Source organism: Acidovorax sp. K2F, from assembly GCF_025246485.1.
Taxonomy (GTDB): Bacteria; Pseudomonadota; Gammaproteobacteria; order Burkholderiales; family Burkholderiaceae_C; genus Acidovorax; species Acidovorax delafieldii.
The window spans coordinates 15307-38190 of the sequence record NZ_JAOBSQ010000002.1; the positions used below are offsets into that span (position 1 = coordinate 15307).

Annotated in this window: 19 protein-coding genes; 11 read left to right on the forward strand and 8 right to left on the reverse strand. The window is 66.0% G+C overall.

The window, feature by feature from the left end; all coding sequences use genetic code 11:
• Positions 1-13: 13 nt before the first annotated feature.
• Complete coding sequence (gene hpaI, locus N4G42_RS01520) at positions 14-844, reverse strand: 4-hydroxy-2-oxoheptanedioate aldolase (RefSeq protein WP_260665913.1); 831 nt, start codon at positions 842-844, stop codon at positions 14-16.
• Between the two features lie 113 nt (positions 845-957).
• Here hpaI and radA point away from each other — a divergent pair, with 113 nt between their 5' ends.
• Genes radA through N4G42_RS01555 form a run of 7 tightly spaced genes read left to right on the forward strand, consistent with a single transcriptional unit; the run spans position 958 to position 7097 of the window.
• Positions 958-2337 (forward strand): DNA repair protein RadA, encoded by a 1380-nt coding sequence (gene radA / locus N4G42_RS01525; protein WP_056057287.1) that lies wholly within the window; start codon positions 958-960, stop codon positions 2335-2337.
• Between the two features lie 49 nt (positions 2338-2386).
• Entirely contained in the window at positions 2387-2821 is a 435-nt protein-coding gene (locus N4G42_RS01530) for a glycerate kinase (protein WP_108498036.1), read from the forward strand.
• 39 nt (positions 2822-2860) lie between these two features.
• Positions 2861-3799 (forward strand): branched-chain amino acid transaminase, encoded by a 939-nt coding sequence (locus tag N4G42_RS01535; protein ID WP_056057294.1) that lies wholly within the window; start codon positions 2861-2863, stop codon positions 3797-3799.
• A 5-nt stretch (positions 3800-3804) separates the two neighbouring features.
• Complete coding sequence (locus N4G42_RS01540; RefSeq protein WP_056057299.1) at positions 3805-4011, forward strand: zinc-finger domain-containing protein; 207 nt, start codon at positions 3805-3807, stop codon at positions 4009-4011.
• A gap of 3 nt (positions 4012-4014) precedes the next feature.
• On the forward strand, positions 4015-4830 hold the full coding sequence (locus N4G42_RS01545; protein ID WP_260665916.1) for a glycosyltransferase family 2 protein: 816 nt from the start codon (positions 4015-4017) through the stop codon (positions 4828-4830).
• Positions 4827-6110, forward strand: a complete 1284-nt coding sequence (locus N4G42_RS01550; protein ID WP_260665917.1) for an O-antigen ligase family protein — start codon at positions 4827-4829, stop codon at positions 6108-6110. The genes N4G42_RS01545 and N4G42_RS01550 overlap by 4 nt, the downstream gene beginning before the upstream one ends.
• A gap of 12 nt (positions 6111-6122) precedes the next feature.
• Positions 6123-7097, forward strand: coding sequence for a glycosyltransferase (locus N4G42_RS01555; protein ID WP_056057302.1), 975 nt, complete (start codon positions 6123-6125; stop codon positions 7095-7097).
• Positions 7098-7247: 150 nt separating this feature from the next.
• On the opposite strand, the gene N4G42_RS01560 is transcribed toward N4G42_RS01555, so the two are convergent.
• Both N4G42_RS01560 and N4G42_RS01565 read right to left on the reverse strand, forming a co-directional pair.
• Positions 7248-8369, reverse strand: a complete 1122-nt coding sequence (locus N4G42_RS01560) for an NAD(P)H-dependent flavin oxidoreductase (RefSeq protein ID WP_260665918.1) — start codon at positions 8367-8369, stop codon at positions 7248-7250.
• A gap of 32 nt (positions 8370-8401) precedes the next feature.
• Positions 8402-9286, reverse strand: a complete 885-nt coding sequence (locus tag N4G42_RS01565; RefSeq protein ID WP_260665919.1) for a LysR substrate-binding domain-containing protein — start codon at positions 9284-9286, stop codon at positions 8402-8404.
• 72 nt (positions 9287-9358) lie between these two features.
• On the opposite strand from N4G42_RS01565, the gene N4G42_RS01570 reads away from it, so the two are divergent.
• Complete coding sequence (locus N4G42_RS01570) at positions 9359-10603, forward strand: YbfB/YjiJ family MFS transporter (RefSeq protein WP_260665920.1); 1245 nt, start codon at positions 9359-9361, stop codon at positions 10601-10603.
• Positions 10604-10626: 23 nt separating this feature from the next.
• Here N4G42_RS01570 and N4G42_RS01575 read toward each other — a convergent pair whose 3' ends face one another.
• From N4G42_RS01575 to N4G42_RS01585, 3 genes are all read right to left on the reverse strand, one after another.
• Positions 10627-11883 (reverse strand): ATP-binding protein, encoded by a 1257-nt coding sequence (locus tag N4G42_RS01575; RefSeq protein ID WP_260665922.1) that lies wholly within the window; start codon positions 11881-11883, stop codon positions 10627-10629.
• Positions 11884-11924: 41 nt separating this feature from the next.
• Positions 11925-12647, reverse strand: a complete 723-nt coding sequence (locus tag N4G42_RS01580) for a response regulator (protein ID WP_056057318.1) — start codon at positions 12645-12647, stop codon at positions 11925-11927.
• A 150-nt stretch (positions 12648-12797) separates the two neighbouring features.
• Positions 12798-14192 (reverse strand): AmpG family muropeptide MFS transporter, encoded by a 1395-nt coding sequence (locus N4G42_RS01585; protein WP_260665924.1) that lies wholly within the window; start codon positions 14190-14192, stop codon positions 12798-12800.
• A 130-nt stretch (positions 14193-14322) separates the two neighbouring features.
• Between N4G42_RS01585 and N4G42_RS01590 the strand changes: the two genes are divergently transcribed.
• The gene (locus N4G42_RS01590; protein ID WP_056742161.1) at positions 14323-15174 is read left to right on the forward strand and encodes a M48 family metallopeptidase; all 852 of its coding nucleotides are present in this window, start codon (positions 14323-14325) and stop codon (positions 15172-15174) included.
• 18 nt (positions 15175-15192) lie between these two features.
• On the opposite strand, the gene N4G42_RS01595 is transcribed toward N4G42_RS01590, so the two are convergent.
• The gene (locus N4G42_RS01595) at positions 15193-16293 is read right to left on the reverse strand and encodes a GGDEF domain-containing protein (RefSeq protein ID WP_260665925.1); all 1101 of its coding nucleotides are present in this window, start codon (positions 16291-16293) and stop codon (positions 15193-15195) included.
• Between the two features lie 244 nt (positions 16294-16537).
• The gene (locus N4G42_RS01600; protein WP_056057330.1) at positions 16538-17176 is read right to left on the reverse strand and encodes an MBL fold metallo-hydrolase; all 639 of its coding nucleotides are present in this window, start codon (positions 17174-17176) and stop codon (positions 16538-16540) included.
• A 745-nt stretch (positions 17177-17921) separates the two neighbouring features.
• Between N4G42_RS01600 and N4G42_RS01605 the strand changes: the two genes are divergently transcribed.
• Both N4G42_RS01605 and N4G42_RS01610 read left to right on the forward strand, forming a co-directional pair.
• Positions 17922-18125 (forward strand): type I restriction-modification system subunit M N-terminal domain-containing protein, encoded by a 204-nt coding sequence (locus tag N4G42_RS01605; RefSeq protein ID WP_137747174.1) that lies wholly within the window; start codon positions 17922-17924, stop codon positions 18123-18125.
• 3 nt (positions 18126-18128) lie between these two features.
• A partial coding sequence (locus N4G42_RS01610; RefSeq protein WP_260665926.1) for a hypothetical protein occupies positions 18129-22884 on the forward strand: 4756 nt, incomplete at its 3' end.

The window sequence follows — 22884 nt, forward strand, 5'->3', positions numbered from 1 at the left end:
AAAGAAGAAACGTTCAGTAGCCTGCGGGCCGGGTGGGGGCGGCGTCGGTCGCGCTGCGGTAGCGTGCCAGCAGCTCCTGCGCAGCACTCACCAGCAGCATGGTGTCCACGCCCACGGCCACAAACAGCGCGCCGGCCGCCAGCCACTGGCGCGCCTGTGATTCGGTGGTGGCCAGGATGCCCGGCGCTTTGCCTGCGCGCAGGATGCGCGCAATGCCGTCATGGATGGCGGCCTGGACGTCAGGGTGCCCTGGGTTGCCGGGGTGGCCCATGGAGGCCGACAGGTCGGCCGGGCCGATGAACACGCCGTCCACCCCGGGCGTGGCGGCGATGGCATCGAGGTGGGCCATGGCCTCCACCGTTTCTGCCTGCACCAGCAGGCAGATCTGCTGGTTGGCCTCGTGCACATACTGCGGGTACGCCTGCCAGCGCGACGAGCGGGCCAGTGCGCTGCCCATGCCGCGCACGCCTTCGGGCGCATAGCGCGTGGCGCGCACCAGCTGCTGGGCCTGCTCGGGCGTATCGACCATGGGCACCAGCAGGGTCTGTGCGCCGATGTCCAGGTACTGTTTGATGAGGGCCGTGTCACCCACCGGCACCCGGGCGATGGGGTGGGGCGCCTGCATTCCGGGGGGCAGGGCGCTGGTGGCGCTGGCGATGGCCTGCAGCTGGTGCAGGATGGAGCGCAGGTCGTTCGGCGCATGTTCGCCATCGACCAGCAGCCAGTCGTAGCCGGTGCCTGCGAGGATTTCGGCGCTGTAGCTGTTGGCCAGCCCGAGCCAGAGGCCGATTTGCGCCTGGCCTTGGGCCATGGCCTGTTTGAAGCGGTTGGTGGGTGTCTGCAATGTCAACTCCGTGCGGTGCCAAGCCCGCCATCGTACGGGCTGCGGCGGATCGATGTGGGCATGGCCGCTATAGTCGGCTGCCCCTGCATCGGGGCGCCTCACCGACACCTGCCATGGCCAAAGAAAAAACCACGTTCACCTGCACCGAGTGCGGCGGCACCAGCCCGCGCTGGCTGGGCAAATGCCCGTCCTGCGGCGCCTGGAACACGCTGATCGAGCAGGTGGCCGAGGCCGGGCCGGGCAAGAACCGCCTGAGCACGCCGCAAGGCTACGCGGGCCTGGCCAACGCGCAGCCCGTCCTGCCGCTGGCGGCCATCGAGGCCCAGGACGTGGCCCGCACCCCCAGCGGCATCGACGAGCTGGACCGTGTGCTGGGCGGCGGCATTGTGGAAGGGGGCGTGGTGCTCATCGGGGGCGATCCGGGCATTGGCAAATCGACCCTGCTGCTGCAGGCCATGGACGCGCTGCAGCGCGCGGGCCTGCCCACGCTGTATGTGACGGGCGAGGAGAGCGGAGCGCAGGTGGCGCTGCGTTCGCGGCGCCTGGGCATCGACGGCAGCCAGGTACAGCTGCTGGCCGAGATCCAGCTCGAAAAGATTCTGGCGACCGTGGAGGCCACGCAGCCTGCCGTGGTGGTCATCGACTCCATCCAGACCACCTACTCCGACCAGCTCACCAGCGCGCCGGGCTCCGTCGCCCAGGTGCGGGAATGCGCGGCGCACCTCACGCGCATGGCCAAGGGCACGGGCATTGCTGTCATTCTGGTGGGCCATGTGACCAAGGAAGGTGCGCTGGCGGGGCCGCGCGTGCTGGAGCACATGGTGGACACGGTGCTGTATTTCGAAGGCGACACGCACAGCCAGTTTCGCCTGGTGCGGGCCATCAAGAACCGCTTCGGCGCGGTCAACGAAATTGGCGTGTTTGCCATGACCGAGAAGGGCCTCAAGGGCGTGAGCAACCCGAGCGCCATCTTCTTGAGCCAGCATTCCGAGCCCGTGCCCGGCAGCTGCGTGATGGTGACACTGGAGGGCACACGCCCGCTGCTGGTGGAGATCCAGGCCCTGGTGGACAGTGGCGGCCCCAGCCCCCGGCGCCTGTCGGTGGGCCTGGACAAGGACCGCCTGGCCATGCTGCTGGCCGTGCTGCACCGCCATGCGGGGGTGGCCTGCATGGACCAGGACGTGTTTGTGAATGCGGTGGGGGGCGTGCGCATCAGCGAGCCCGCAGCCGACCTGGCGGTGATGCTGTCCATCACCTCCAGCCTGCGGGGCAAGGCGCTGCCGCGCGGCTTTCTGGCGTTTGGCGAAGTGGGGCTGGCCGGTGAGGTGCGGCCTGCGCCCCGGGGGCAGGAACGCCTGAAGGAAGCCGCCAAGCTGGGTTTCAGCGTGGCCGTGGTGCCCAAGGCCAATGCGCCCAAAAAACCCATCGAAGGGCTGACCATCCACGCCGTCGAGCGGGTGGAAGAGGCCATGAACGTGGTGCGCGGTCTGTAAGCAATGCCCACAGCGCCATGTCCATGGCGCCATAAGACAATCTCGACCTATGAACTTGCGCAATATTCTGGTGCCCCTGGGGGCGGTGGCCCTGATCGGGTTTGGTTTTTATGCCTACGGCTGGGCCGGGGTGGCTGCCGTGGCCGGTGGGCTGGTCATGTGGGGCCTGCTGCACTTCACGCGGCTGATGAGCGTGATGCAAAAGGCCGCCAAGCGCCCCATCGGGTATGTGGGCAGCGCCGTGATGCTCAACGCCCGGCTGACGAAGGGCGTGAACCTCATGCACGTGGTGGCCATGACCCAGGCGCTGGGAGAGCGCGTTTCTGCCGAAAACGTGCAGCCCGAGGTCTACCGCTGGACCGACGGTACCCGCTCGCACGTCACCTGCGAGTTCCAGCAGGGCAAGCTGGTGGTGTGGACCCTGGTCCGCCCCCAGGACAACCCTGCTGCTGATGGAGAAGGCGCGCCGCCCGCCGCCCCGTAAAATCCTGGTTTTGCGACCCACAGCAACCAAAGGACACCCATGAGCCCCGTAGTTCCCTCGATGGCCGACCGTGACGGCAAGATCTGGATGGACGGCCAGATGGTCGATTGGCGCGACGCCAAGATCCACGTGCTGACCCACACCCTGCATTACGGCTGCGGCGCCTTCGAAGGCGTGCGCGCCTACAACACCGCCAATGGCACGGCGATCTTCCGCCTGGAAGAGCACACCGACCGCCTCTTCAACAGCGCCAAGATCCTGCGCATGAAGATCCCGTTCACCAAGGAAGAGGTGAATGAGGCCCAGAAAGCCGTGGTGCGCGAAAACAAGCTCGAATCCTGCTATCTGCGTCCATTGACCTGGATCGGCTCGCAAAAGCTGGGTGTTTCGCCCAAGGGCAACCAGATCCATCTGATGGTCGCTGCCTGGGCCTGGGGCGCCTATCTGGGCGAGGAAGGCCTCAAGCGCGGCATCCGCGTCAAGACCAGCAGCTACACCCGCCACCACGTCAACATCACCATGACGCAGGCCAAGGCGGTGAGCAACTACACCAACTCCATCCTCGCCAACATGGAAGCCACGGACGACGGCTACGACGAAGCCCTGCTGCTGGACAGCTCGGGTTTTGTGTCTGAAGGCGCGGGCGAAAACATCTTTGTGATCAAGAACGGCGTGATCTACACGCCCGACCTGTCGGCCGGCGCCCTGAACGGCATCACCCGCAACACCGTGTTCCACATCGCCAAGGACCTGGGCCTGGAGATCGTGCAAAAGCGCATCACGCGCGACGAGGTGTATATCGCCGATGAGGCCTTCTTCACCGGCACAGCCGCTGAAGTCACACCCATCCGCGAACTCGACCGGATCGAGCTGGGCAGCGGATCGCGCGGCCCGATCACTGAAAAAATCCAGAGCGCCTTCTTCGACATCGTCGGTGGCCGCAATCCGAAATACGCCCACTGGCTGAGCAAGGTCTGAAGAACATGTCGCAAGCAACCGTTGAACTCCTGGCCAAAGACCTGAACGCCCAAGGCGGCGTTTTCTGTCCCAGCCCCAAGGCCGACATGAAGCTGTGGAACAGCCACCCCAAGGTGTACCTGGACGTAGCCCGCACGGGTGAAGCCAAGTGCCCTTACTGTGGCACGGTGTACCGCCTGAAGGCCGGTGAGCACGTACACGCTGGTCACTGATTGATGCCGGTTGCAGTCGGCGGCGCTACGCCGCCGCCCACGTTGACCGTGGCGGTGCTGACCCTCAACGAGGCGCACCGCATCGAAGCCTGCCTGCAAAGCGCTGCGTTTGCCGACCAGTTGCTGGTGGTGGACAGCGGTAGCACCGATGACACCGTGGCCATCGCCCAGCGCCTGGGCGCCGAAGTCCACAACTACCCCGACTGGCAGGGCTTCGCCGTGCAGCGCAACCGGCTGCTGGCCCATGCGCGGGGCGACTACATCTTCTTTCTGGACGCCGACGAGGTGATGACGCCTGCGTTCGCCCAGGAGCTGCAGGCCATCGTGCGCTCTGGCGCGCAGGCCGTGTGGAGCATCCGCTGGCGCATGGTGGCCTACGGGCACGAACTCAAGTACTTTCGCTCGCAATCGCAGATCGAGCGCCTGTTCGTGCGCGCCATGGTCCGCGAGTTCACGGGCGTGGTGCACGAGCAGGCCGAACTGTTGCCGCCACCGGGCGGTGGCGCCGTGCCGCGCCGCCTGATCGAAGCGCGGCTGCTGCACTACTCGCGCACCACGGTGCGCGGCAGCCTGGAAAAGCTCACCCAGTACGCCATGCTCGGTGCCGCCAAGCGGGCGGCGGCAGGCAAGAAGGGCGGCGTGGTGCGGGGCCTGGCCTCGGGCACCAGCATGTTCCTGCGCCTGTATGTGTTTCGGCTGGGTTTTTTGTGTGGCGGGGCGGGTTTTCTGTATTGTCTGTTCGTGGCACTGGAGGCGTTCTTCCGGTACGCCGCCCTGGAGTACGACCACCAGCAACTGAGCGAGAGCGTGCGCCGTTGACCAAAGCTGACGAAATTTTTGTGCGCCTGTCGGGCGCGGCGGCCTTCATGGTGCCGGGTATGGCGCTGTGGGTGCGCTCGGGCTATTCCTGGGGGGCGGTGGTGCTGCTGTTGTGCAGCCTGGCCACCGCCGGGGTGTGGCTGCGGCGCCCGCCGGGGCGCGATGCCTGGCTGCTTTTGGCCTCCATCGTGGCGATGGGCACGGTCTGGGCCCTCGACTTTGACCCGGCCCAGGGCAGCTGGTCCAACCTGGACCGGCCTGCCAAGTACCTGCTGGCGCTGCCGTGCCTGCTGTATGTGCTGGCCTATCCCCCGCGGGTGCGCTGGCTCTGGGCCGGTATCGCCGTCGGCGCCTGTGGCGCGGGGCTGATCGGTTTGTACCAGGCTCTGGTGCTGCACCTGCCGCGCGCCAATGGTTTTACCAACGCCATCCAGTACGGCGGGCTCAGCCTGCTGCTGGGGCTGATGTGTTCGGTCGCGCTGCTGGTGCTGTGGGATCGCTGGAAGCCCTGGCAGCGTGCGGGCTGGGCGGTGGGCATTCTGCTGGGCCTGGAGGGATCGCTGCTGTCCGAGTCGCGCGGGGGCTGGGTGGTGCTGCCGCTGGCGTTGCTGCTGTGCGCCTGGCTGCAGGCCCGCTGTGGCCAGCGCAAGCTGGCCCTTGTGGGCGGCGTGTTGGTCGTGGCGGGTGCGGCCGGGCTGATGGCCTTCAAGGCCAACGAGGTGCGCCTGCGCGTGGATGAGGCGCGGCAGGAGATCACGCAGTACGAGGCTCGGGGCGACGCGGCCAGCTCGGTGGGCCAGCGCCTGGCGCACTGGGGCCTGGCCTGGCGCATGGGCCTGGACCGCCCCTGGACCGGCTGGGGCCGTTACGGATACGAGGCCGAGAAGCAGCGGCGGGTGGCTGCCGGCGAGGCGCATCCGATTGTTTTGCAGTTCAGCCACGCCCACAACGAGGTGCTGGACATCTTTGCCAAGCGCGGCATCCCCGGCGTGGTGGTCTTGCTGTTTTTCTATGGTGTGCCCCTGGTGCTGTTCTGGCCCACGCGGCGCCGCGTGTTCCCGGGGAGTGTGGGCGTGCTGGATACCGAGGGCCTGTGCCTGCGCATGATCGGGGTGCTGCTGCCCGTGTCCTACATGGGCTTTGGCACGACCCAGGTGTTTTTGGGGCACAACAGCGGCACCATGTTCTACCTGTTCATGGGCATGCTGGTGCTGGCCATCCTGCAAGGCCGCGAGCGCCAGCGGCTGCAGGCACCCGGGCAGGCCGCCGCTCTTTCCTGAAGGACCTCTGCCATGCACATCCTGCTGGTCAACAACTCCCCCATCCCTGTGTATGGCTACGGCGGCACCGAGCGCGTGATCTGGGACCTGGGCAAGACGCTGGTGCAGCAGGGCCACCGCGTGAGCTACCTGGTGCCCGAGGGCTCGACCTGCGACTTCGGCCAGGTGCTGCCCATCCGGCCTGACGAGCCCTGGGAGGGGCAGATCCCGGCCGACGTGGACATCACGCATTTCCAGTTCAACCCACGCTCCGAGCTGTCCAAGCCCTACCTGGTGACCGAACACGGCAACGCCCGCAAGCCCAAGCCGTTGCCCCGCAACACGGTGTTCCTGTCGCGCGACCATGCGGCGCGCTACGGCTCCAGCGAATTCGTCTACAACGGGCTGGACTGGGCGGGTTATGGCCCGGTGGACTTTGACCGCCCGCGCTCGCACTACCACTTCCTGGGCAAGGCGGCCTGGGGCGTGAAGAACGTGCGCGGTGCCATCAAGGTGGCCAAGATGGCCGGGGTGGAACTGGACGTGCTGGGCGGCAACCGCATCAACTTCAAGCGAGGCTTTCGCTGGACGCTGTCGCGCAAGATCCACTTCCACGGCATGGTGGGCGGCACGCAGAAGACGGGCCTGCTCAACGCCTCGCGCGGGCTGATCTTTCCGGTGCGCTGGCACGAGCCGTTCGGGTTGGCCGTGATCGAGAGCCTGTACTTTGGCTGCCCCGTGTTCTCCACCCCCTACGGCGCCTTGCCCGAGCTGGTGCCCGTGCACTGCGGTGTGCTGTCCGACCAGGCCTCGGTGCTGGCCGAGGCGGTGCGGGGCAACCGCTTTGACCCGCGCGCCTGCCACCAGCATGTGGTGGAGCACTTTGGCGCCGAGCGCATGGCGCGCAACTACCTGCGCATGTACGAGCGGGTGCTGGCGGGCGAAACCCTCAATGCCCAGCCGCCCGTGATCCAGGGCCCTGCGCGCGAACTGCCCTGGAGAGGCTGAGACGCCCCCCTGAGTCGCCTTCGGCGCCTTCCCCCCAACGGGGACGCCACCCGTGGCCTGGCAAAGCCAGCTCCACGGTGGCACGGGTTTTGGGGCGGTTTTGGCCCCAAGCGCTAGTTCAAAATGCCTCTGATGCTATAAAAATAATAGCTATTGGTGGCCGACAGTGGAGTTTCCACGCGGCGCGGTGGCCTGCTGCCACTCCTGGGCCAACAATGCCACCAGCTGCGCCGCTGGCATGGGCCGCACCTGGGCCACCCCCTGGCCCGCCCACAGCGACAGGCAGTCGGCCTGGCCCGCCTGGGCGGCCGCGCGGCGCAGCGCGCCCGTTAGTGCGTTCTGCACGGGGTAGGGCGGCACGGTGGCCTCGTCGGCCTGCAGGGCTTGCATCATGCGGTTGACGATGCCGCGTGCCGGCCGGCCCGAGAAGATGCGGGTGGTGCGCGTGTCGGTGGCCTGGGCGCGTGCCAGGGCCTCACGGTACGCCGGGCCAATCGCCGACTCGGGGCAGGTCAGGAAGGCCGTACCCATCTGCACCGCCTGGGCGCCCAGCGCCAGCGCACCCGCAATGCCGCGCCCGTCCATGATGCCGCCCGCAGCGATCACCGGGATGGACAGGGCCTGCACGCACTGCGCCACCAGCGGCAGCGTACCCACCATGCTGGCCGCAAAGTCGGCCAGCGACGGCGCCGCACCGGTGGCGCCGGGCTGCGTAGGGGTGAGAAAGGTGCCCCGGTGCCCCCCGGCTTCCATGCCGGAGGCGCAGACGGCATCCGCGCCCATGGCGGCCCAGGCCTGCGCCTCGGCCAGCGTGGTGGCGGTGCCCACCACCGTGCTGCCCACCGCTTTCAGCCGTGCTACCTGCGCCGCCGTGAGGATGCCGAAGGTAAAACTGGCCACGGCCGGGCGCGCGGCCACCAGGGCGTCGAACTGTGCCGCGAAGTCCTCGCACCACTGTGCGGGCCGCTCGGGCACCAGGCCGAACTCCGCATAGAACGGCGCCAGGCGCTGCAGTGCGGCTTGCACCGTGGCGTCGTCCGGCGTTGGGGTGGCCTGCACAAACAGGTTCATGCCAAAGGGCCGGTCGGTGCGGCGGCGCACCTCGGCGGCGGCCTCGGCCATGGCAGCGGGCGAGCGCATGCCGCAGCCCAGCATGCCCAGGCCACCGGCCTCGGACACGGCGGCGGCCAGCGCGGGCGTGTCCGACCCGGTCATCGGGCCCTGGATGATGGGCAGCGCAAGGCCCAGGTGGGTGGTGAAGGCGGCGGGCATGGGGGCTCCTTGTGCGATCTGTGGGGGAGGGGTCAGGTCGATGCGGCGAGGCGGTGTGCTTCGCCGGAGGTCAGTACGGTCCGCAGCGCGTCCAGCGCCGGCGACTGGTAGCTGCGCCGGTGCACCAGCACCGTGTCGCAGGTGGCCAGGGGCACCAGGCGCAGCGCAGGCGGCTCGCGCATCAGGTCGATCACGGCCTGGGGCACCACGCCCGCGCAGCGACCTGTGGCCACACAGGCCAGGATGGCGTGGTACGAGGCCAGCTCCAGCACGCGCGGCGGGCTGCCGTCCTTCTGTTGCATGAAGGCCTCGCCCATGCGGCGGTAGGTGCAGCCTGGGCTGAAGGCGGCCAGGGTGTCCAGCTGCAGGTCCTGGGGCGTGTGCACGGGCGGGTGGTCGGCGGGCAGGGCCAACAGCAGGGCCTCGGCAAACACGGCGGTGCGCTTCACCGGCGCGTCGGCGTCGATGCCCGGCGGCGGCCAGGCCACCAGTGCGCAGTCGATGGTGTGGGCCAGCACCTGCTCCACCAGCTGGCGCGAGGGCGCGGTGGACAGCTCCAGCACCAGCCCGGGCCACTGCGCATGCAGCCGGGCCAGCGGCTGCGGCAGGCGTGCGGCGGCCGTGCTTTCCATGGTGCCCAGGCGCAACCGGCCGCCGGGCTGGCCGGGGTGCACCGACTGGCGAGCCTCTTCGGCCAGCGCCAGCAGGCGGTCGGCATAGCCGCGCAGCGCCTCCCCGGCAGGCGTCAGCACCATGCGTTTGCCCTCGCGCAGGAACAGCGTGGCGCCCAGTTGCTCCTCCAGCTGCTGCACGCGCGTGGTCACGTTGGACTGCACGCGGCCCAGCCGTTCGGCCGCGCGGGTCACGCTGCCTTCCAGCGCGACGGCGCGGAATATTTCGAGCGCTGCCAGATCCATAAATATTCTTGTTATGAGATGATTAATAGAAAATAAATCTCAAAACAGAATCATAGACTGGAAACCGCCTGCATGGAACCGCGCGTCGCCCCCCAAGACCGTCCCCTGGCTGTAGCACTGGCGGGCATGGCCGCACTGGCGGTGGCGATGGGCGTGGGCCGGTTTGCCTTCACCCCGCTGCTGCCCATGATGCTGCACGACGGCGTGGTCACGCTGGCCGGCGGCAGCTGGCTGGCCACAGCCAACTACTTCGGGTACCTGATCGGGGCGCTGGCCTGCATGGCGCTGCCCTGGGTGGCGCCCCGTGCGCGGCAGCGGTGGCATGCGGCGCGGCTGGCGCGCTGGGGGCTCGCGGCCACGGTGCTGCTCACCTTGGGCATGGCGCTGCCGCTGCCGGGCACCTGGCCCGCGCTGCGGTTTGCGGCCGGGGTTGCCAGTGCGCTGGTGTTCTTGAACGTCTCGGTGTGGTGCATGCTGCGGCTGGTGGCGCTGGGCCAGCCCGCGCTGGGTGGGTTGATCTTTTGTGGCCCGGGGCTGGGCATCGTGCTCACCGGCCTGTCGGCCAGTGCCATGGTGGCGCTGCAGTGGCCCGCTGCGGCGGGCTGGGCGGTGTTCGGACTGCTGAGTGCGGGGCTGTGCGCTGCCATCTGGCCCGTGCTGCGGGGTGTGGCGATGCCCGGGTCGGCCGCAGCCTCCGGCCCGGTGGTGGACGGCTCCACCCCCGGCCACGGGTTCTGGGCGCGCACGGGGCTCACGCTGGCCTATGGGCTCGCAGGGCTGGGCTACATCGTCACGGCCACCTTTTTGCCCGTGATTGCGCGCGCTGCCTTGCCTGCAGGGTCGCCTTGGTCCGACCTGTTCTGGCCGCTGTTTGGTGCCGGCGTGGCGCTGGGCGCGGCGTTGTCCACCCGCACCCCGGCCGCGTGGGACCGGCGCTGGCTGCTGATGGCAGCCTACGTGGTGCAGGCCGGGGCCATCGCGCTCAGCCTGGTGTGGCCGGGGCCTGCGGGCTTTGCGTTGGGCAGCCTGCTGCTGGGCTTGCCGTTCACTGCCATCACCTTTTATGCCCTGCAGGAGGCGCGGCGCGTGTGGCCTGCGGCGGGCGACAGTTTTCCGGGGTTGCTCACGGCGGCCTACGGCATTGGTCAGATCGTGGGCCCGCCCATGGTGGCGTGGATGCTGCACCACGCGGCCACGCAGGGGCAGGGCTTTGTCTACGGGCTGGCTGTGGCCGCCGCAGCGCTCGGGGTGGGGGCGGTGCTGTATGCCGCCATGGCCTGGCGCTGGCCCCTGGCGCCCCGCGCGGCAGCGCGCTGAGCGCACGCGAATGCAGGCGCCGATCAGTGCGTGGATGGTGCCAGCGGCAGCGCCAGCACAAAACACGCGCCGCTGTCGCCGTCAGCACGGTCCTGGCAGTGCACGGTACCGTTGTGGCGGCCGGCAATCGACCGCACCAGCGCCAGCCCCAGGCCCACGCCGCCCGCGCGCTCGCTGGCGCCCGGCAGTCGGTAGAAGGGCTCGAAGATGCGCTCGCGCTGGCCGGGTGGTACACCCGGGCCGTGGTCACACACATGCACCTCGGCGCGGCCCTGGCGGCGGTGCACCACCACGGTGATCTCGCCGGTGCTGTAGCGGCGTGCGTTTTCCAGCAGGTTGCGGATCGCCCGGCGCAGCAGCTTGGCCACGCCGCGCACCTCCAGCGAATCGGGGCTCGCGCTCACGTCCAGGTCGGCGTCCACCCGCGCGCATTCCTCGGCGGCCAGGCCAATCAGGTCCACCAGTTCCACGGTGCCCACGTCGGCCTCGCGCGCGTCGAGCCGGCTGGCCAGGAGGATCTCGTCCACCAGCTGGTCCAGCTCGGCGATGTTGCGCAGGATTTCTTCGCGGAAGGCGGGGGAAGGCTGCTGGCCACCCATCAGCTCCAGCCCCATGCGGATGCGGGTCAGGGGCGAGCGCAGCTCGTGCGAGGCATTGGCCAGCAGCGACTTGTGCGACTTGACCAGGGTTTCCACACGCTCTGCCGCTGCGTTGAACTGGCGCGCCAGATCGGCCACCTCGTCCTGGCCCTGCTCGGGCACCCGCACCGACAGGTCGCCCTCGCCAAATTTCTTCACGCTGCGCTGCAAGGCCTCCAGCCGCTGCGTGAGGCGGCGGATGATGGGGTACACGCCCACCGCCACCGCCAGACCCACGATGCCCAGCAGCCACAAGAAGCCGAAGGGCGGACGGGTCCAGAAAGCCGCCTCGTCCTGGCCGGGCCCCCCGGGCCGGCCGCCGTTGCGGCCCATGCGGGGCTGGCGGGGCGCCATCTGCAGGGTGAAGATCTGGCCGTTTTCTGCCTCGATGTGGAATTCCACCACCTCGCCCGGCTCGGACGGCTGGCGCGTGGCCATGCCGCGCAGCACCAGGTTGCCCGCCGGGTCGCGCACCGCCATTTCGCGCGAAGGCGGCACAAACGGCTGGTTGTTCTGGGCCTTTTGTTCCTCGGCAATGCGCCAGGCCCAGCCCACGGTGAGCGTCAGCACCGCCATGCCGCCGACCACGGCGAGCCAGATGCGCAGATAAAGGCGGCGGGAAAAAGGGTTGGTCAAGGACATGCGTGGGGCGACAGCACAGGCAGCGGGGCCTGCGTCAGCGGTCAATCTTGCTGCTTGGCAAACACATAACCGACACCGCGCACCGTGAGGATGCGGCGCGGGTTCTTGGCGTCGGCCTCGATGGCCGCGCGGATGCGGCCCATGTGCACGTCGATGGAGCGGTCAAACGCCTCCAGCTCGCGGCCGCGCACGGCCTCCATGATCTGGTCGCGCGTGAGCACCCGGCCCGCGCGCTCGGCCAACGCCACCAGCAGGTCGAACTGGTACGAGGTGAGGTCCGCCAGCTGCCCCGCCACGGTCACGGTGCGCGCGTCGCGGTCGATCTCCAGCGTGCCAAAGCGCAGCACCTGGGTGGCGGCTGCCGCGCCGCCACCATCCGTGCGCCGGCGCAGGATGGCGCGGATGCGGGCCAGCAGCTCGCGGGGCTCAAAGGGCTTGGGCAGGTAATCGTCAGCACCCAGCTCCAGCCCAATGATGCGGTCCATGGGGTCGCCCTTGGCGGTGAGCATGAGCACCGGCACCTGCGCCGCGTTGCCCTGCAGCGAGCGAATGCGGCGGCACACCTCCAGTCCATCCATGTCGGGCAACATCAGGTCCAGGATCACCAGGTCGGGCAGCGGCCCGGCATCAGGGCCCTGCAGCTGCGCCAGGCCACTTTTGCCATCGGCACGGTGCGTGACCTGCAGGCCCGACTGGCCCAGATACTCGCCCACCATCTGCGCGAGGCGGGCGTCGTCTTCGATCATCAGCAGTTGGGAGCTCATGGGGGCAGTGTAGTAGCGAGGCTTTGAAACTGTCTTCATGGTCCGGTAGAGCCGTCTCCCCGTGTTGAAGCCCCCGTAAAGTTCCGGTAAACCGGGTGGCGAGAGGCTTCACAAATTGCTATTGATTTTGTAGCTTTCTGGACATATGAATCAGGCGCCACCGACCTTCTGGATGCGCGATGCCAGCCACACCAGCACCAGCACCGGCAGCCCCAGCAGTGCCGTGGAGGTGAAGAACTGGGCGTAGCCAAACGCATCCACATAGTCGCCCGAGAAGCCCGCCACGAACTTCGGCAGCAGCAGCATCATCGAGCTGAACAGCGCGTACTGCGTGGCCGAGTAGCTCACGTTGGTCAGGCTCGACAGGTAGGCGATGAACGCGGCCGAGGCAATGCCGCTGGCCAGGTTGTCGGCCGACACCACGGCAATCAGCGCCGTCACGTCGTGCCCGTGGCCCGCCAGCCAGGCAAACAGCAGGTTGCTGGCGGCGCTCAGGATGGCGCCCAGCATCAGGATGCGCATCACGCCAAAGCGCATGGACAACACGCCGCCCACGAAGGCGCCAGCGAGCGTCATGATCACACCATAGATCTTGGTCACGGCTGCCACTTCGTCCTTGGTGTAGCCCATGTCCACGTAGAACGGGTTGGCCATGATGCCCATCACCACATCGCTGATGCGGTACACGGCAATCAGCGCCAGGATGAGCGCCGCATGCCAGCCGTAGCGGCGCAGGAAGTCGGCAAACGGGGCCACCAGTGCGCCCTGGATCCACTCGGCAGCGTTCTTGGCGGGGGGCAGCGCCACGGGTGCAGGCTCACGCGAAAACAACACGGTGACCACGCCCACGGCCATCGACGCCGCCATGGCCAGATAGGCCGCCTGCCAGGCGCCGTTCTGGTACGCGGCGGCACCCAGGGCCACGGCCTGGCCGGCCGCGGGCGTGACCTCGGAGCGCGCGGCAATCCACAGCACACCGGCTCCGGCCCAGATCATCGCGAGGCGGTAACCCGTCTGGTACGACGCCGCCAGCGCGGCCTGGTGGTTGGCGTCGGCCGATTCGATGCGGAAGGCATCGAGCGCAATGTCCTGCGTGGCCGAGCCAAACGCCACGGCCAGCGCGCACCACACGATGGGGCCCAGTGTGAGGCGCGGGTCGGCCAGCGCCATGCCGATGAGTCCCGCCACCACCACCAGCTGTGCCAGCAGCAGCCAGCTGCGCCGCCGCCCGAGCAGCCGCGTGAGCACCGGGATGGGCATGCGGTCCACCAGCGGCGCCCACACCCACTTGAAGCCGTAGGCCAGGCCCACCCAGCTCAGGTAGCCGATGGTGCTGCGGTCGATGCCCGCCTCGCGCAGGCGAAAGCTCAGCGTGCCCAGCACCAGCAGCAGCGGCAGCCCGGCCGAAAAACCCAGCGTCAGCATGCGCAGGCTGGCGGGCTCCAGGTACACGCGCAGGGTTTGCAGCCAGGGGGTGCGCGGGGGCTTGTCCGGGGCGGTAGCGGGAGCGAGGCTGGGGGTGGAAGATGTGGAGGTGTCTGACATGGGCGAGCGGGGGTTTTGTCTATCATCGCCGACGCACCCTTGTAGCCATCCTGTCAGCCTCCATCTGCGCGGCAGGCTCTGGTGTGTTGTGTGCCAGCGCTGCTCATTATTCCTTTTGGGATTGCCTTGTATGTGTCTTTTCTGCCCCGCTCCTTCCGTCGCGCCGTCGTCCCCCTGGTCCGCACGCCGCGCGTTCCTGCTGGCAGCGGGCGCCGCTGCGGCCACGCCGGTGCTGGCGCAGGTGGACGTGGGTTCGGCATCCAGCCTGCGCAAGCTCGTGCCCGCCGAGACGCTGGAGCAGTCTGCCGCCCAGCAGTACCGCCAGATGCTGGAGCAGGCCCGCGCCAAGCGCGCGCTGGCGCCCGACAACCACCCCCAGCTGCAGCGCCTGCACGCCATCGCCAAGCGGCTGATCCCGTACGCCACGCCCTGGAACGACCGCGCCCGCCAGTGGCGGTGGGAGGTCAACCTGATCGGCAGCTCGCAGATCAATGCGTTTTGCATGCCCGGCGGCAAGATTGCGTTCTACACCGGCATCCTCGACCAGCTCAAGCTCACCGACGACGAGGCCGCGATGATCATGGGCCACGAGATGGCCCATGCGCTGCGTGAGCACGCACGTGAGCGCATCGCCAAGACGCAGGGCACCAACCTGGCGCTGCGACTGGGCTCGCAGCTGCTGGGGCTGGGCGACCTGGGGCAGGCGGCCGCCGGTCTGGGCGGGCAGTTGCTCACGCTGCAGTTCAGCCGCTCGGACGAAAGCGAAGCCGACCTGGTGGGGCTGGAGCTGGCCGCGCGCGCGGGCTACCAGCCGTCGGCCGCCGTGAGCCTGTGGCAGAAGATGGGCAATGCCAGCGGCAGCAAACAAGGCGGGCTGGCGTTTTTGTCCACCCACCCATCGGGCCCCGCGCGCATTCGCGAGCTGGAGCAGAACGTGCCTAAGGTGCAAGGCCTGTACGAGGCCGCGCGCCGCAACGGTTGAACCGCCGAGCCAGCGTATTTAAGCGCTGGCCGCCACTGCATCGGTGGCGTCTTCACCCGCCAGCTGCACCCGGTTGCGCCCCGCGTGTTTGGCGACATACAGCGCCTGGTCTGCGCGGGCAATGGCGGCCTGCAGGTCGTCGGGCCCGTGCACCAGGGCCACGCCAAACGACAGCGTCAGGGCCAACGGCTCGGGGCCGACGGGCAGTGGCGCCCGGGCCACAGCGGCACGGATGCGCTCGGCCGTGGCTCTGGCGGCGTCCAGCGGGCTGGCGGGCATCAGTGCCAGAAACTCTTCGCCACCCCAGCGCGCCAGCACATCGCCCTCGCGCAGGTTGTCGGCCAGCACCTGGCCCATGGCCACCAGCACCTGGTCGCCCACGGCGTGGCCGTACTGGTCGTTCACGCGCTTGAAGTGGTCCACATCGCACAGCAGCAGCGTCACCGGCACACCGCTGCGCCGGCTGCGCTCCAGCGCCTCGGTGGCCTGCGCGTCAAAGTGGCTGCGGTTGGCCAGGCCGGTCAGCGGGTCGCGCGTGGCTTGCTTGCGCAGGCGCGCCTCGGCGATGAGGATGGTGCGGCGGTAGAACGCCGACAGCGCTGCCGACATGGCAAACACCACGCAGATGTGCACCCAGTTCACGATCTTCACGCTGTGCGCGGGCAGCGGGTCCAGCGGCCCCACGGCGTCGCTCAGCATGTGCAGGCCCAGGTAGTAGGCCAGCAGGGCCAGCACCATGGGCGCGGCATAGCCACGCGTGTTGGCGATCACGATGGCGGGGATGAACATCAGCAGGTAGTAGTGAAAGCCGCTCTCCCAGCCGATTAGCAGCGAGCCCAGGGCCGAGTGCCCGATCACCTCCAGCCAGATCAGGGCCAGTGCAGCGGTGTTGTAGCGCTTCTGGATGAGCCGGTAGGCGCCCAGGTACATGGCGATGCTCAGCACATTCACGGCCGCCAGCGGCATCGAGCCCAACCACAGAAACAGCAGGATGTAGCCCGCGTCGATGGCAGCGGCCGTCAGCGCAACCCGCTGCACCATGGCCCAGTAGGCCTTGCCCGCGAGGCTGGAGCCGCGCTGGGGTTCAAGCGGGGGGCGCGGCGCGTTGGATGGGGTCATGGCACGGGGGCACGGGCGGCCTGCAGAGGTGGCAAACCGCTCCATCGTAGCCCCCGGCGGTGTCGGGGGTGCGGCGAACTGGCAGGTATCCCGGGGTCTGATCGCCGCTGGGCACCCGGCGGCGCGGAGCACGCAACCAGGGCCTGTGACGGCCTCTGGCAACCCATTTCAAGCCCAATCAGCTGGATGCGTTAGTGGAATATGCCTAGCGTGCTATTAATAAGAGAGCGTTAATGGCCTGCGCTCAGGTCCCGCCCACGTAGGGATTGCTTTGCCGCTCGCGCCCGAAGGTGCTCTCGGGCCCGTGGCCGGGAATGAACACCGTCTGGTTGCCCATGGGCCACAGCCGCTGCGTGATGCTGTCGATGAGCTGCTGGTGGTTGCCCTGGGGAAAGTCAGTGCGGCCAATGCTGCCCGCAAACAGCACGTCGCCGACAAACGCGCGGTCAATCTGCGGCGCGTGGAACACCACATGGCCGGGCGTGTGGCCGGGGCAGTGGCGCACGGCCAGCGTCTCGTTGCCGATCTGCACGGTGTCGCCGTCGTGCAGCCAGCGCGTGGGGGTGAAGTGCTGCGCGGGCGGAAAGCCGAACATGGCGCTTTGCTGCGGCAGCCCGTCGATCCAGAACTGGTCGCCCGGGTGGGGGCCGACGATGGGCAGCGACAGGCGCTGGGCCAGCTCGCCCGTGCCGCCGGCGTGGTCGATATGAGCGTGGGTGAGCCAGATCTGGGACAGCGTCAGCCCGTGTTCTTCCACCGCTGCCAGCAAGGTGTCCAGGTCTCCGCCTGGGTCGATCACGGCGGCCTGCCGGGTGGCGTCGCACCAGACGATGGAGGCGTTCTGCTGGAAAGGAGTGACGGGGACGGTGAGGTAGCGGAGCATGGGATGGAGGCATGTTTGTTGCTAACAAAGACTGGTTTCTGTGGTTGTTGCTAACAGAGAATGGATTTTGCAAACAGAATGTAGATCTGTTGATAACAGAGAGTGGACTTTGCGAACATAGACTGGACCTTGCTGACTTGCGGTTGGCACTCTCTGCCGACATGCGCCCGGAGCAGTGTGCTGGGCTAGTGGGTGAGTTTTGCGATTTGGCGAAGTCCGTGACTCACAGCAAGGCTGCTTCCGTTTGCGTTCGGTGTGACTCCAACAAATAAAGTGCGTCGGACCTGAATAAAGTCCGTCGGGGAAATTCCGTATTGAGAAATGAATGCTGCCTCATTTGAGGCGGTTCATGTATCTAAGTATGCGGTGGGCTGCTTCAGGCTGACAGCTGATATTCGATGGCTTCATCCTGTACGTCGGCGGATGCGTGAAGCCGACCTTCGCGAGCACCGGCTCAAGACTGGAACGCGGCATACGAGACCGGTCGATTGGTCGCACATCGCCGTCGCCACTCGAATCCCAGAACGCGACCATTTTGTCGCAGCGGACATGGCCGAGGAGCTATTCATCCGTTAGCAGACCGACTAAGGCGAGAAGTAGCTTGACGCGCCGATCGAATTGCGGCGGACTCTGTAGTTCGATGCGAGCGAAGAGCCAGTGCGGCAGGTATACCGGCGAAAATTGTCCCGCCGCATGTAATCATGTGGCCAGATGCCCGCCTCGTTGCGAGCCGACTCCGCCACCCATGATCGAAAACCTCAAACGCACAATCTGGGCCACCGCCGTCAAGCTCCGCCCAAACATGGATCCTGCCGAGTACAAGCGCCTGGTGCTCGGCAGCATTTTCGGCAGGTACGTCTCAGACACTTTCCAGGCCAAGGGCACGGCAATGACCGCGCGCTTGGCCGGGCCTGCCGACGAATCCCATCGTTCGCAGTCCGGGCGATGAAAAATGAGTGACAGCGAACTCGTCAGGTCAAGTCGAGATGGTGATCAGTTCCACTACCTGTGGGCCGCACAGAGGTGTCTGGGGCTTTTGTCCCTCAGTTCAGACCTAGTAGCGGTGTCGATTGAAGGAGCTTCATCGCAGGAGGGCGGAGACGGTCAGACCGTTGATGCCGGCGAAGAGGTGATAGATGTAGGCGAGTACTACGGCAGCCAAGAGCTTTCCACTGCCAGGCTCTTGAAGTACATGCAATTGAAGCACTCGACCAAGCACGCTTCGGAAGAGTGGACTATCAGTGGCCTGAAGAAGACGCTAAGTGGCTTTGCGAAACGCTGCGTCGCACTAAAGAAGGAACGCGTCGGCTTGCCATTGACCGGCTGGCTAGAGCTGCACTTCGTCACGAACAGACCTATCTCACGGAATGTCGAAGAAACAATCGAGGATGCCGCGAGGAGCCACTCACCGCGTCACCCAGAGGTATTCGCATTCCTCGAAGCGTACTGCGACCTGAAGGGAGCCGACCTTGCAGAGGTCTGCGGCCTCCTTCGACTAGAGCCAGAACAAAAAGGGTTCTTGGAGCAGCGTCGACTACTTGCCCAAGGATTGCGACGATACCTTCCGGGGGCTGACTCTGAGGCGCCTCTTCAACTCAAGGACCTCGTCACGCGCAAGGCGACGAGTGAGTTCACCGGGACGCCGCAGATCACCAAGTTCGATGTACTGAAGTCTATTGGCCGCAGCGAGGATGACCTCTTTCCGGCGCGCTGTCTCATCGAACCTCCCGCTCGCGTTGTGCCTAGAGAGCAAGAGGCCGAACTGGCGCGGGTGATTGTTGAGTGTGTCGGTCGGTGCCTGATCGTTCAAGCCGACGGCGGCGTCGGCAAGTCCGTCTTGGCTCTGAGGTTGCCCTTGCATCTGCCAAGCGGGTCGCACGCCGTCGTGTATGACTGCTTTGGCAATGGCGCATACAGATCACCGAGCGGGTTTCGGCATCGCCACAAGGATGCGCTGGTGCAGATCGCCAATGAACTGGCGGGCGCAACACTGTGCGATCCATTGGTTCCATCAGGAAATGCTGACAGCACAGCCTACACGCGGGCGTTCTTGGCGCGGCTGGCTCAGGCCGTGCAGTCCCTTCGAGCGCGGTCGTCGGACGCTGTCCTGTGGATAGTTGTCGACGCAGCTGACAACGCAGAGATGGCTGCGCAGGACAACTCAGATGGGCACTCCTTTGCTCGTGACCTCCTACGAGAACAGATTCCTGATGGCGTATGCGTGGTTGTGCTCTGCCGACCATACCGAGTCGCACTGCTCAACCCACCGGCTGGCTGTCGTACGGTTGAACTTCGACCATTCAGTAGGCAAGAGACACAAAGTAATCTACGGCAGGTCTTCCCCAATGCGTCGGATCAGGATGTCGACGAGTTTCATCGCCTGAGTTCACACAACCCGAGAGTTCAAGCCGCCGCGTTAGCCGCCCACAGGACGGTGCCTGAAATTCTGCGGGCCCTTGGCCCGAGTCCGACGACTGTTCAAACCCTGATTGAGAACCTTCTTGAGCAAGCAGTTGCGCGAGTCAGAGACGAGGCTGGCGCCTCAGGTGCAGAGTCGATCGATCGAGTATGTCAGGCGATGGCCACGTTGCGACCGCTCATTCCTCTGGGTGTCGTGTCGACGATCGCCTCGGTGCCTGTTTCGGTCGTGCGGAGTTTTGTCAATGATCTTCAACGCCCGCTTCTGTTGCGCGGCGACTTGCTGCAGTTCATTGACGAACCCACAGAGACGTGGTTTCAAGGGAGATTTCGTGCGACGGGCGCTGCGCTGGTTGACTACCTGCGCGCATTGCAGCCGTTGGCACGTCAGAGTGTCTATGTGGCTTCAGTGCTGCCTCAACTCATGCTTGAGGCGGGCCAAGTCGCGGAGTTGGTGGACCTCGCGCTTACGTCGAAGGCGCTGCCAGAAGACAACCCCCTTGAAAGACGCGACCTCGAACTACAACGCCTGCAATTCGCCCTGAAGGCGTGTCTTCGAAGCGGCCGGCATCTCGATGCCAGCAAGATTGCGCAAAAGGCAGCTGGGGAAGCGGCTGCAGACGAGCGTCAGCAGCGCCTACTGTCGGAAAACACTGACCTGGCTGCCACCTTCATTGAGCCGGACCGGATGCTTGAACTGGTGTCAAGGCGAGCGTTTCGCGGCAAGTGGCTTGGCGAGCACTACGCCTACGAGGCAAGCTTCCTCTCCGGTCGACGTGAGCTTCAGCCCGACGCTCGCAGTCGCCTTCGAATCGCACGTGACTGGCTGCGACATTGGTCGTCATTGCCGTCCGAGGAGCGCCGGAAGACTCAAATCGACGACGCATACATAGCCGAGCTTGCCATCGCTCAGTTGAACGTTCATGGGCCCAAAGCTTGCGCTCGCGAACTATCGAGCTGGAGCCCTAGATCAGTGGCATTTCGTGTTGGTCTTTTGGTTGCAGCGCGGCTCGCCGACCTTGGCCGCTTCTCGGACATCAATGCCATCGCGACAGCTGGTATTCGAGACGTTGGCTTGGCGCTTGCCATGACTGCCGTCTTGCAGACAGTCGGCCTTCGACCATCCGTGGACGTGGTCAAGCGGGCAGCCAGGGTTTGCAGCAGACGGTATCTCAACATCCGGGACACGGCGCACTGGAAGACCAACGGCTTTGAGGATGCAGCAGTTGCCGCCCTAGTCTGTGCAGCGCTGCACTATCAAATAATTCCGACCGCCAAAATTGCAGAAGCGCTGCGGCGCCACTATCCGCATGAGTTGCCTCGGGGAAGCATGTCTCGATACGGTGGCCGAAGAGTTCATCTGCTTCGGATTCATGCCCTCCTGGAGAAGCTGGAAGGAACCAACCTCCAGGTGATGGACCTAGCTGATGCCGAGATCAAGAAGGCCCACGAGAAGGCGCGCGGAGGTGAAGGGCCACGTGAAGTTCGGGAGTTCAGGGAGTCGGTTGGAGCACTACTGCCATGGGGCCGCCTGTGGGCATCGCTGCACTTGTCGGCACAGGCAGCCGCTGATCTAGATCGCAGTTGTGCTGACGCGCTGGCCGAATCTAGAAAGGCTGAAGGCTCCAGCTACCGCGAGGAACCGACGACTGCGGACGAGATTGCCGAAGTGTGGGCGGAGGTCTTGTGCGCTAGTCAAGCCGCGCATGAAAGTTCGTGGACTGACTTGATCTCTTGGGTCGAGGGATTGCGCCACCCACTAGCCACGCCGACGACTACGCGCCTCATCTGGTTTGCGGCCCGCCGTGTTGGTTCCCCCAACCTAGCACTCCAACAGACGGCCGCAAAGTTCGCACGCTTGGTCAGTGAACGTGACGACGCCGCATCGACGGCTGGGGCCCTAGTGGCGCTTTGTCGCGCAGTCATCCCTGTGAGCACGCCCGAGGCGAACCAGCTGTTCAAGACCGCTATCGATATTGCCAATCGGGTCGGAGACGAGTGCCTTACACGGTGGACATCGCTGCTAAGTCTTGCGGAGAACGCGGCGGATGCAGCGCATCCTCAAGCCGAGCTCGCGTACCGGACGGCACGAGCAGCTGAGCTGATCTACGACTATGTGGACCGAGACAAGCACTTCGATTGGGAAAGAAGCGTCGAGGCAGTTATATCGCTTTGCCCGAACTCGGCTGTTGCGATTCTTAGCCGCTGGAGAGATCGTCGCTTCGGTCGTTGGCGACGCTTGTTGCCCGTTGCAGTCGAGCATCTTCTGAGGTCAGGGCGCCTGAATTCATGGATCGCACTGTCTCTGATTGGTTTTCGTGCCGACTGGGACTATGCGCCTCACCTCTCCTTGATTCTTGACGGTCTCGAAGAGCGATCAGACAAGGTGAAGGCTGCAGAGTTCTATCTAGACAAGGTTCGATTGGAGCCTCACACACTTGAGACGTGGCTCGCAATCAGGAAGGTAGCCGTTGCCTATGGACTAGCTCTCGACGACATCGATTTAGAGATTGCGCGCGAAGCACAGCGCCAGGCTGCTGAAAACCAAGGAGGCGCCCAGGGAGAGCCTGTAGTTGTCCGTGCAGCCGGACCAGAGGCTCGCCCTGACTGGAGCCGCGTGTTTGGACAGCGCAAACTGCATGACCATATGGATCTGCAAGCGGCGTACGCAAACTACAGAGGGCAGTCCGAACGTAACAATGTCTCTGAGTTCTTGACTCGGGCGCTTGCACACGTGCAACCGGGGGAAGAGGCCGCGATAGTTACAGCGCTGGAGTCCTTCACTGAGTTGGACCTTTGGGACTACCGCAGAGTGCTTTCATCGATCCCCGAGGAGTGGCTCACCCGCATCTCAGTCAGGCCGGCGCTGCGCTCGTTGATAAGAGGCGTCGTAGCGGCACATTGCCTCGAACTGGCTCCGGGCACGTTCTATGAACGGTTGCCACTTGATTTGGCCAGCCATCTGTCGGGGTGCTCGCGACCTGAGCTTTGTGCGCATGCACTTGACGCAATCGGCAAGTCGCATGTGATGCTAGACACCCAGGATCTCTTCAGGGTTGTTAACTTGCTCTCCGAGACCATGACACCGAGCGAATCCCAAGCTGCGCTTGCTTATGGACTTGAGCTTCTCGACGGCGCCATGCGGCCAACCGACGGTGACGGTCCTTGGAAGCCAGAGCTGAGTCCTGAGGCGACTCTCGAAGCGAACGTTGCCGGGTACGTTTGGGCCGCGTTGGCATCACCTGAGGCCTCGATTCGTTGGGAAGCGGCTCATGTGGTTCGGAATCTAA

Excerpts from the sequence above, each read along its gene's own strand:
- radA (WP_056057287.1), top strand. The coding sequence starts at position 958 with ATGGCCAAAGAAAAAACCACGTTCACCTGCACCGAGTGCGGCGGCACC.
- N4G42_RS01530 (WP_108498036.1), top strand. The coding sequence starts at position 2,387 with ATGAACTTGCGCAATATTCTGGTGCCCCTGGGGGCGGTGGCCCTGATC.
- N4G42_RS01535 (WP_056057294.1), top strand. The coding sequence starts at position 2,861 with ATGAGCCCCGTAGTTCCCTCGATGGCCGACCGTGACGGCAAGATCTGG.
- N4G42_RS01540 (WP_056057299.1), top strand. The coding sequence starts at position 3,805 with ATGTCGCAAGCAACCGTTGAACTCCTGGCCAAAGACCTGAACGCCCAA.
- N4G42_RS01545 (WP_260665916.1), top strand. The coding sequence starts at position 4,015 with ATGCCGGTTGCAGTCGGCGGCGCTACGCCGCCGCCCACGTTGACCGTG.
- N4G42_RS01555 (WP_056057302.1), top strand. The coding sequence starts at position 6,123 with ATGCACATCCTGCTGGTCAACAACTCCCCCATCCCTGTGTATGGCTAC.
- N4G42_RS01560 (WP_260665918.1), bottom strand. The coding sequence starts at position 8,369 with ATGCCCGCCGCCTTCACCACCCACCTGGGCCTTGCGCTGCCCATCATC.
- N4G42_RS01565 (WP_260665919.1), bottom strand. The coding sequence starts at position 9,286 with ATGGATCTGGCAGCGCTCGAAATATTCCGCGCCGTCGCGCTGGAAGGC.
- N4G42_RS01570 (WP_260665920.1), top strand. The coding sequence starts at position 9,359 with ATGGAACCGCGCGTCGCCCCCCAAGACCGTCCCCTGGCTGTAGCACTG.
- N4G42_RS01575 (WP_260665922.1), bottom strand. The coding sequence starts at position 11,883 with ATGTCCTTGACCAACCCTTTTTCCCGCCGCCTTTATCTGCGCATCTGG.
- N4G42_RS01580 (WP_056057318.1), bottom strand. The coding sequence starts at position 12,647 with ATGAGCTCCCAACTGCTGATGATCGAAGACGACGCCCGCCTCGCGCAG.
- N4G42_RS01585 (WP_260665924.1), bottom strand. The coding sequence starts at position 14,192 with ATGTCAGACACCTCCACATCTTCCACCCCCAGCCTCGCTCCCGCTACC.
- N4G42_RS01590 (WP_056742161.1), top strand. The coding sequence starts at position 14,323 with ATGTGTCTTTTCTGCCCCGCTCCTTCCGTCGCGCCGTCGTCCCCCTGG.
- N4G42_RS01595 (WP_260665925.1), bottom strand. The coding sequence starts at position 16,293 with ATGACCCCATCCAACGCGCCGCGCCCCCCGCTTGAACCCCAGCGCGGC.
- N4G42_RS01600 (WP_056057330.1), bottom strand. The coding sequence starts at position 17,176 with ATGCTCCGCTACCTCACCGTCCCCGTCACTCCTTTCCAGCAGAACGCC.
- N4G42_RS01605 (WP_137747174.1), top strand. The coding sequence starts at position 17,922 with ATGATCGAAAACCTCAAACGCACAATCTGGGCCACCGCCGTCAAGCTC.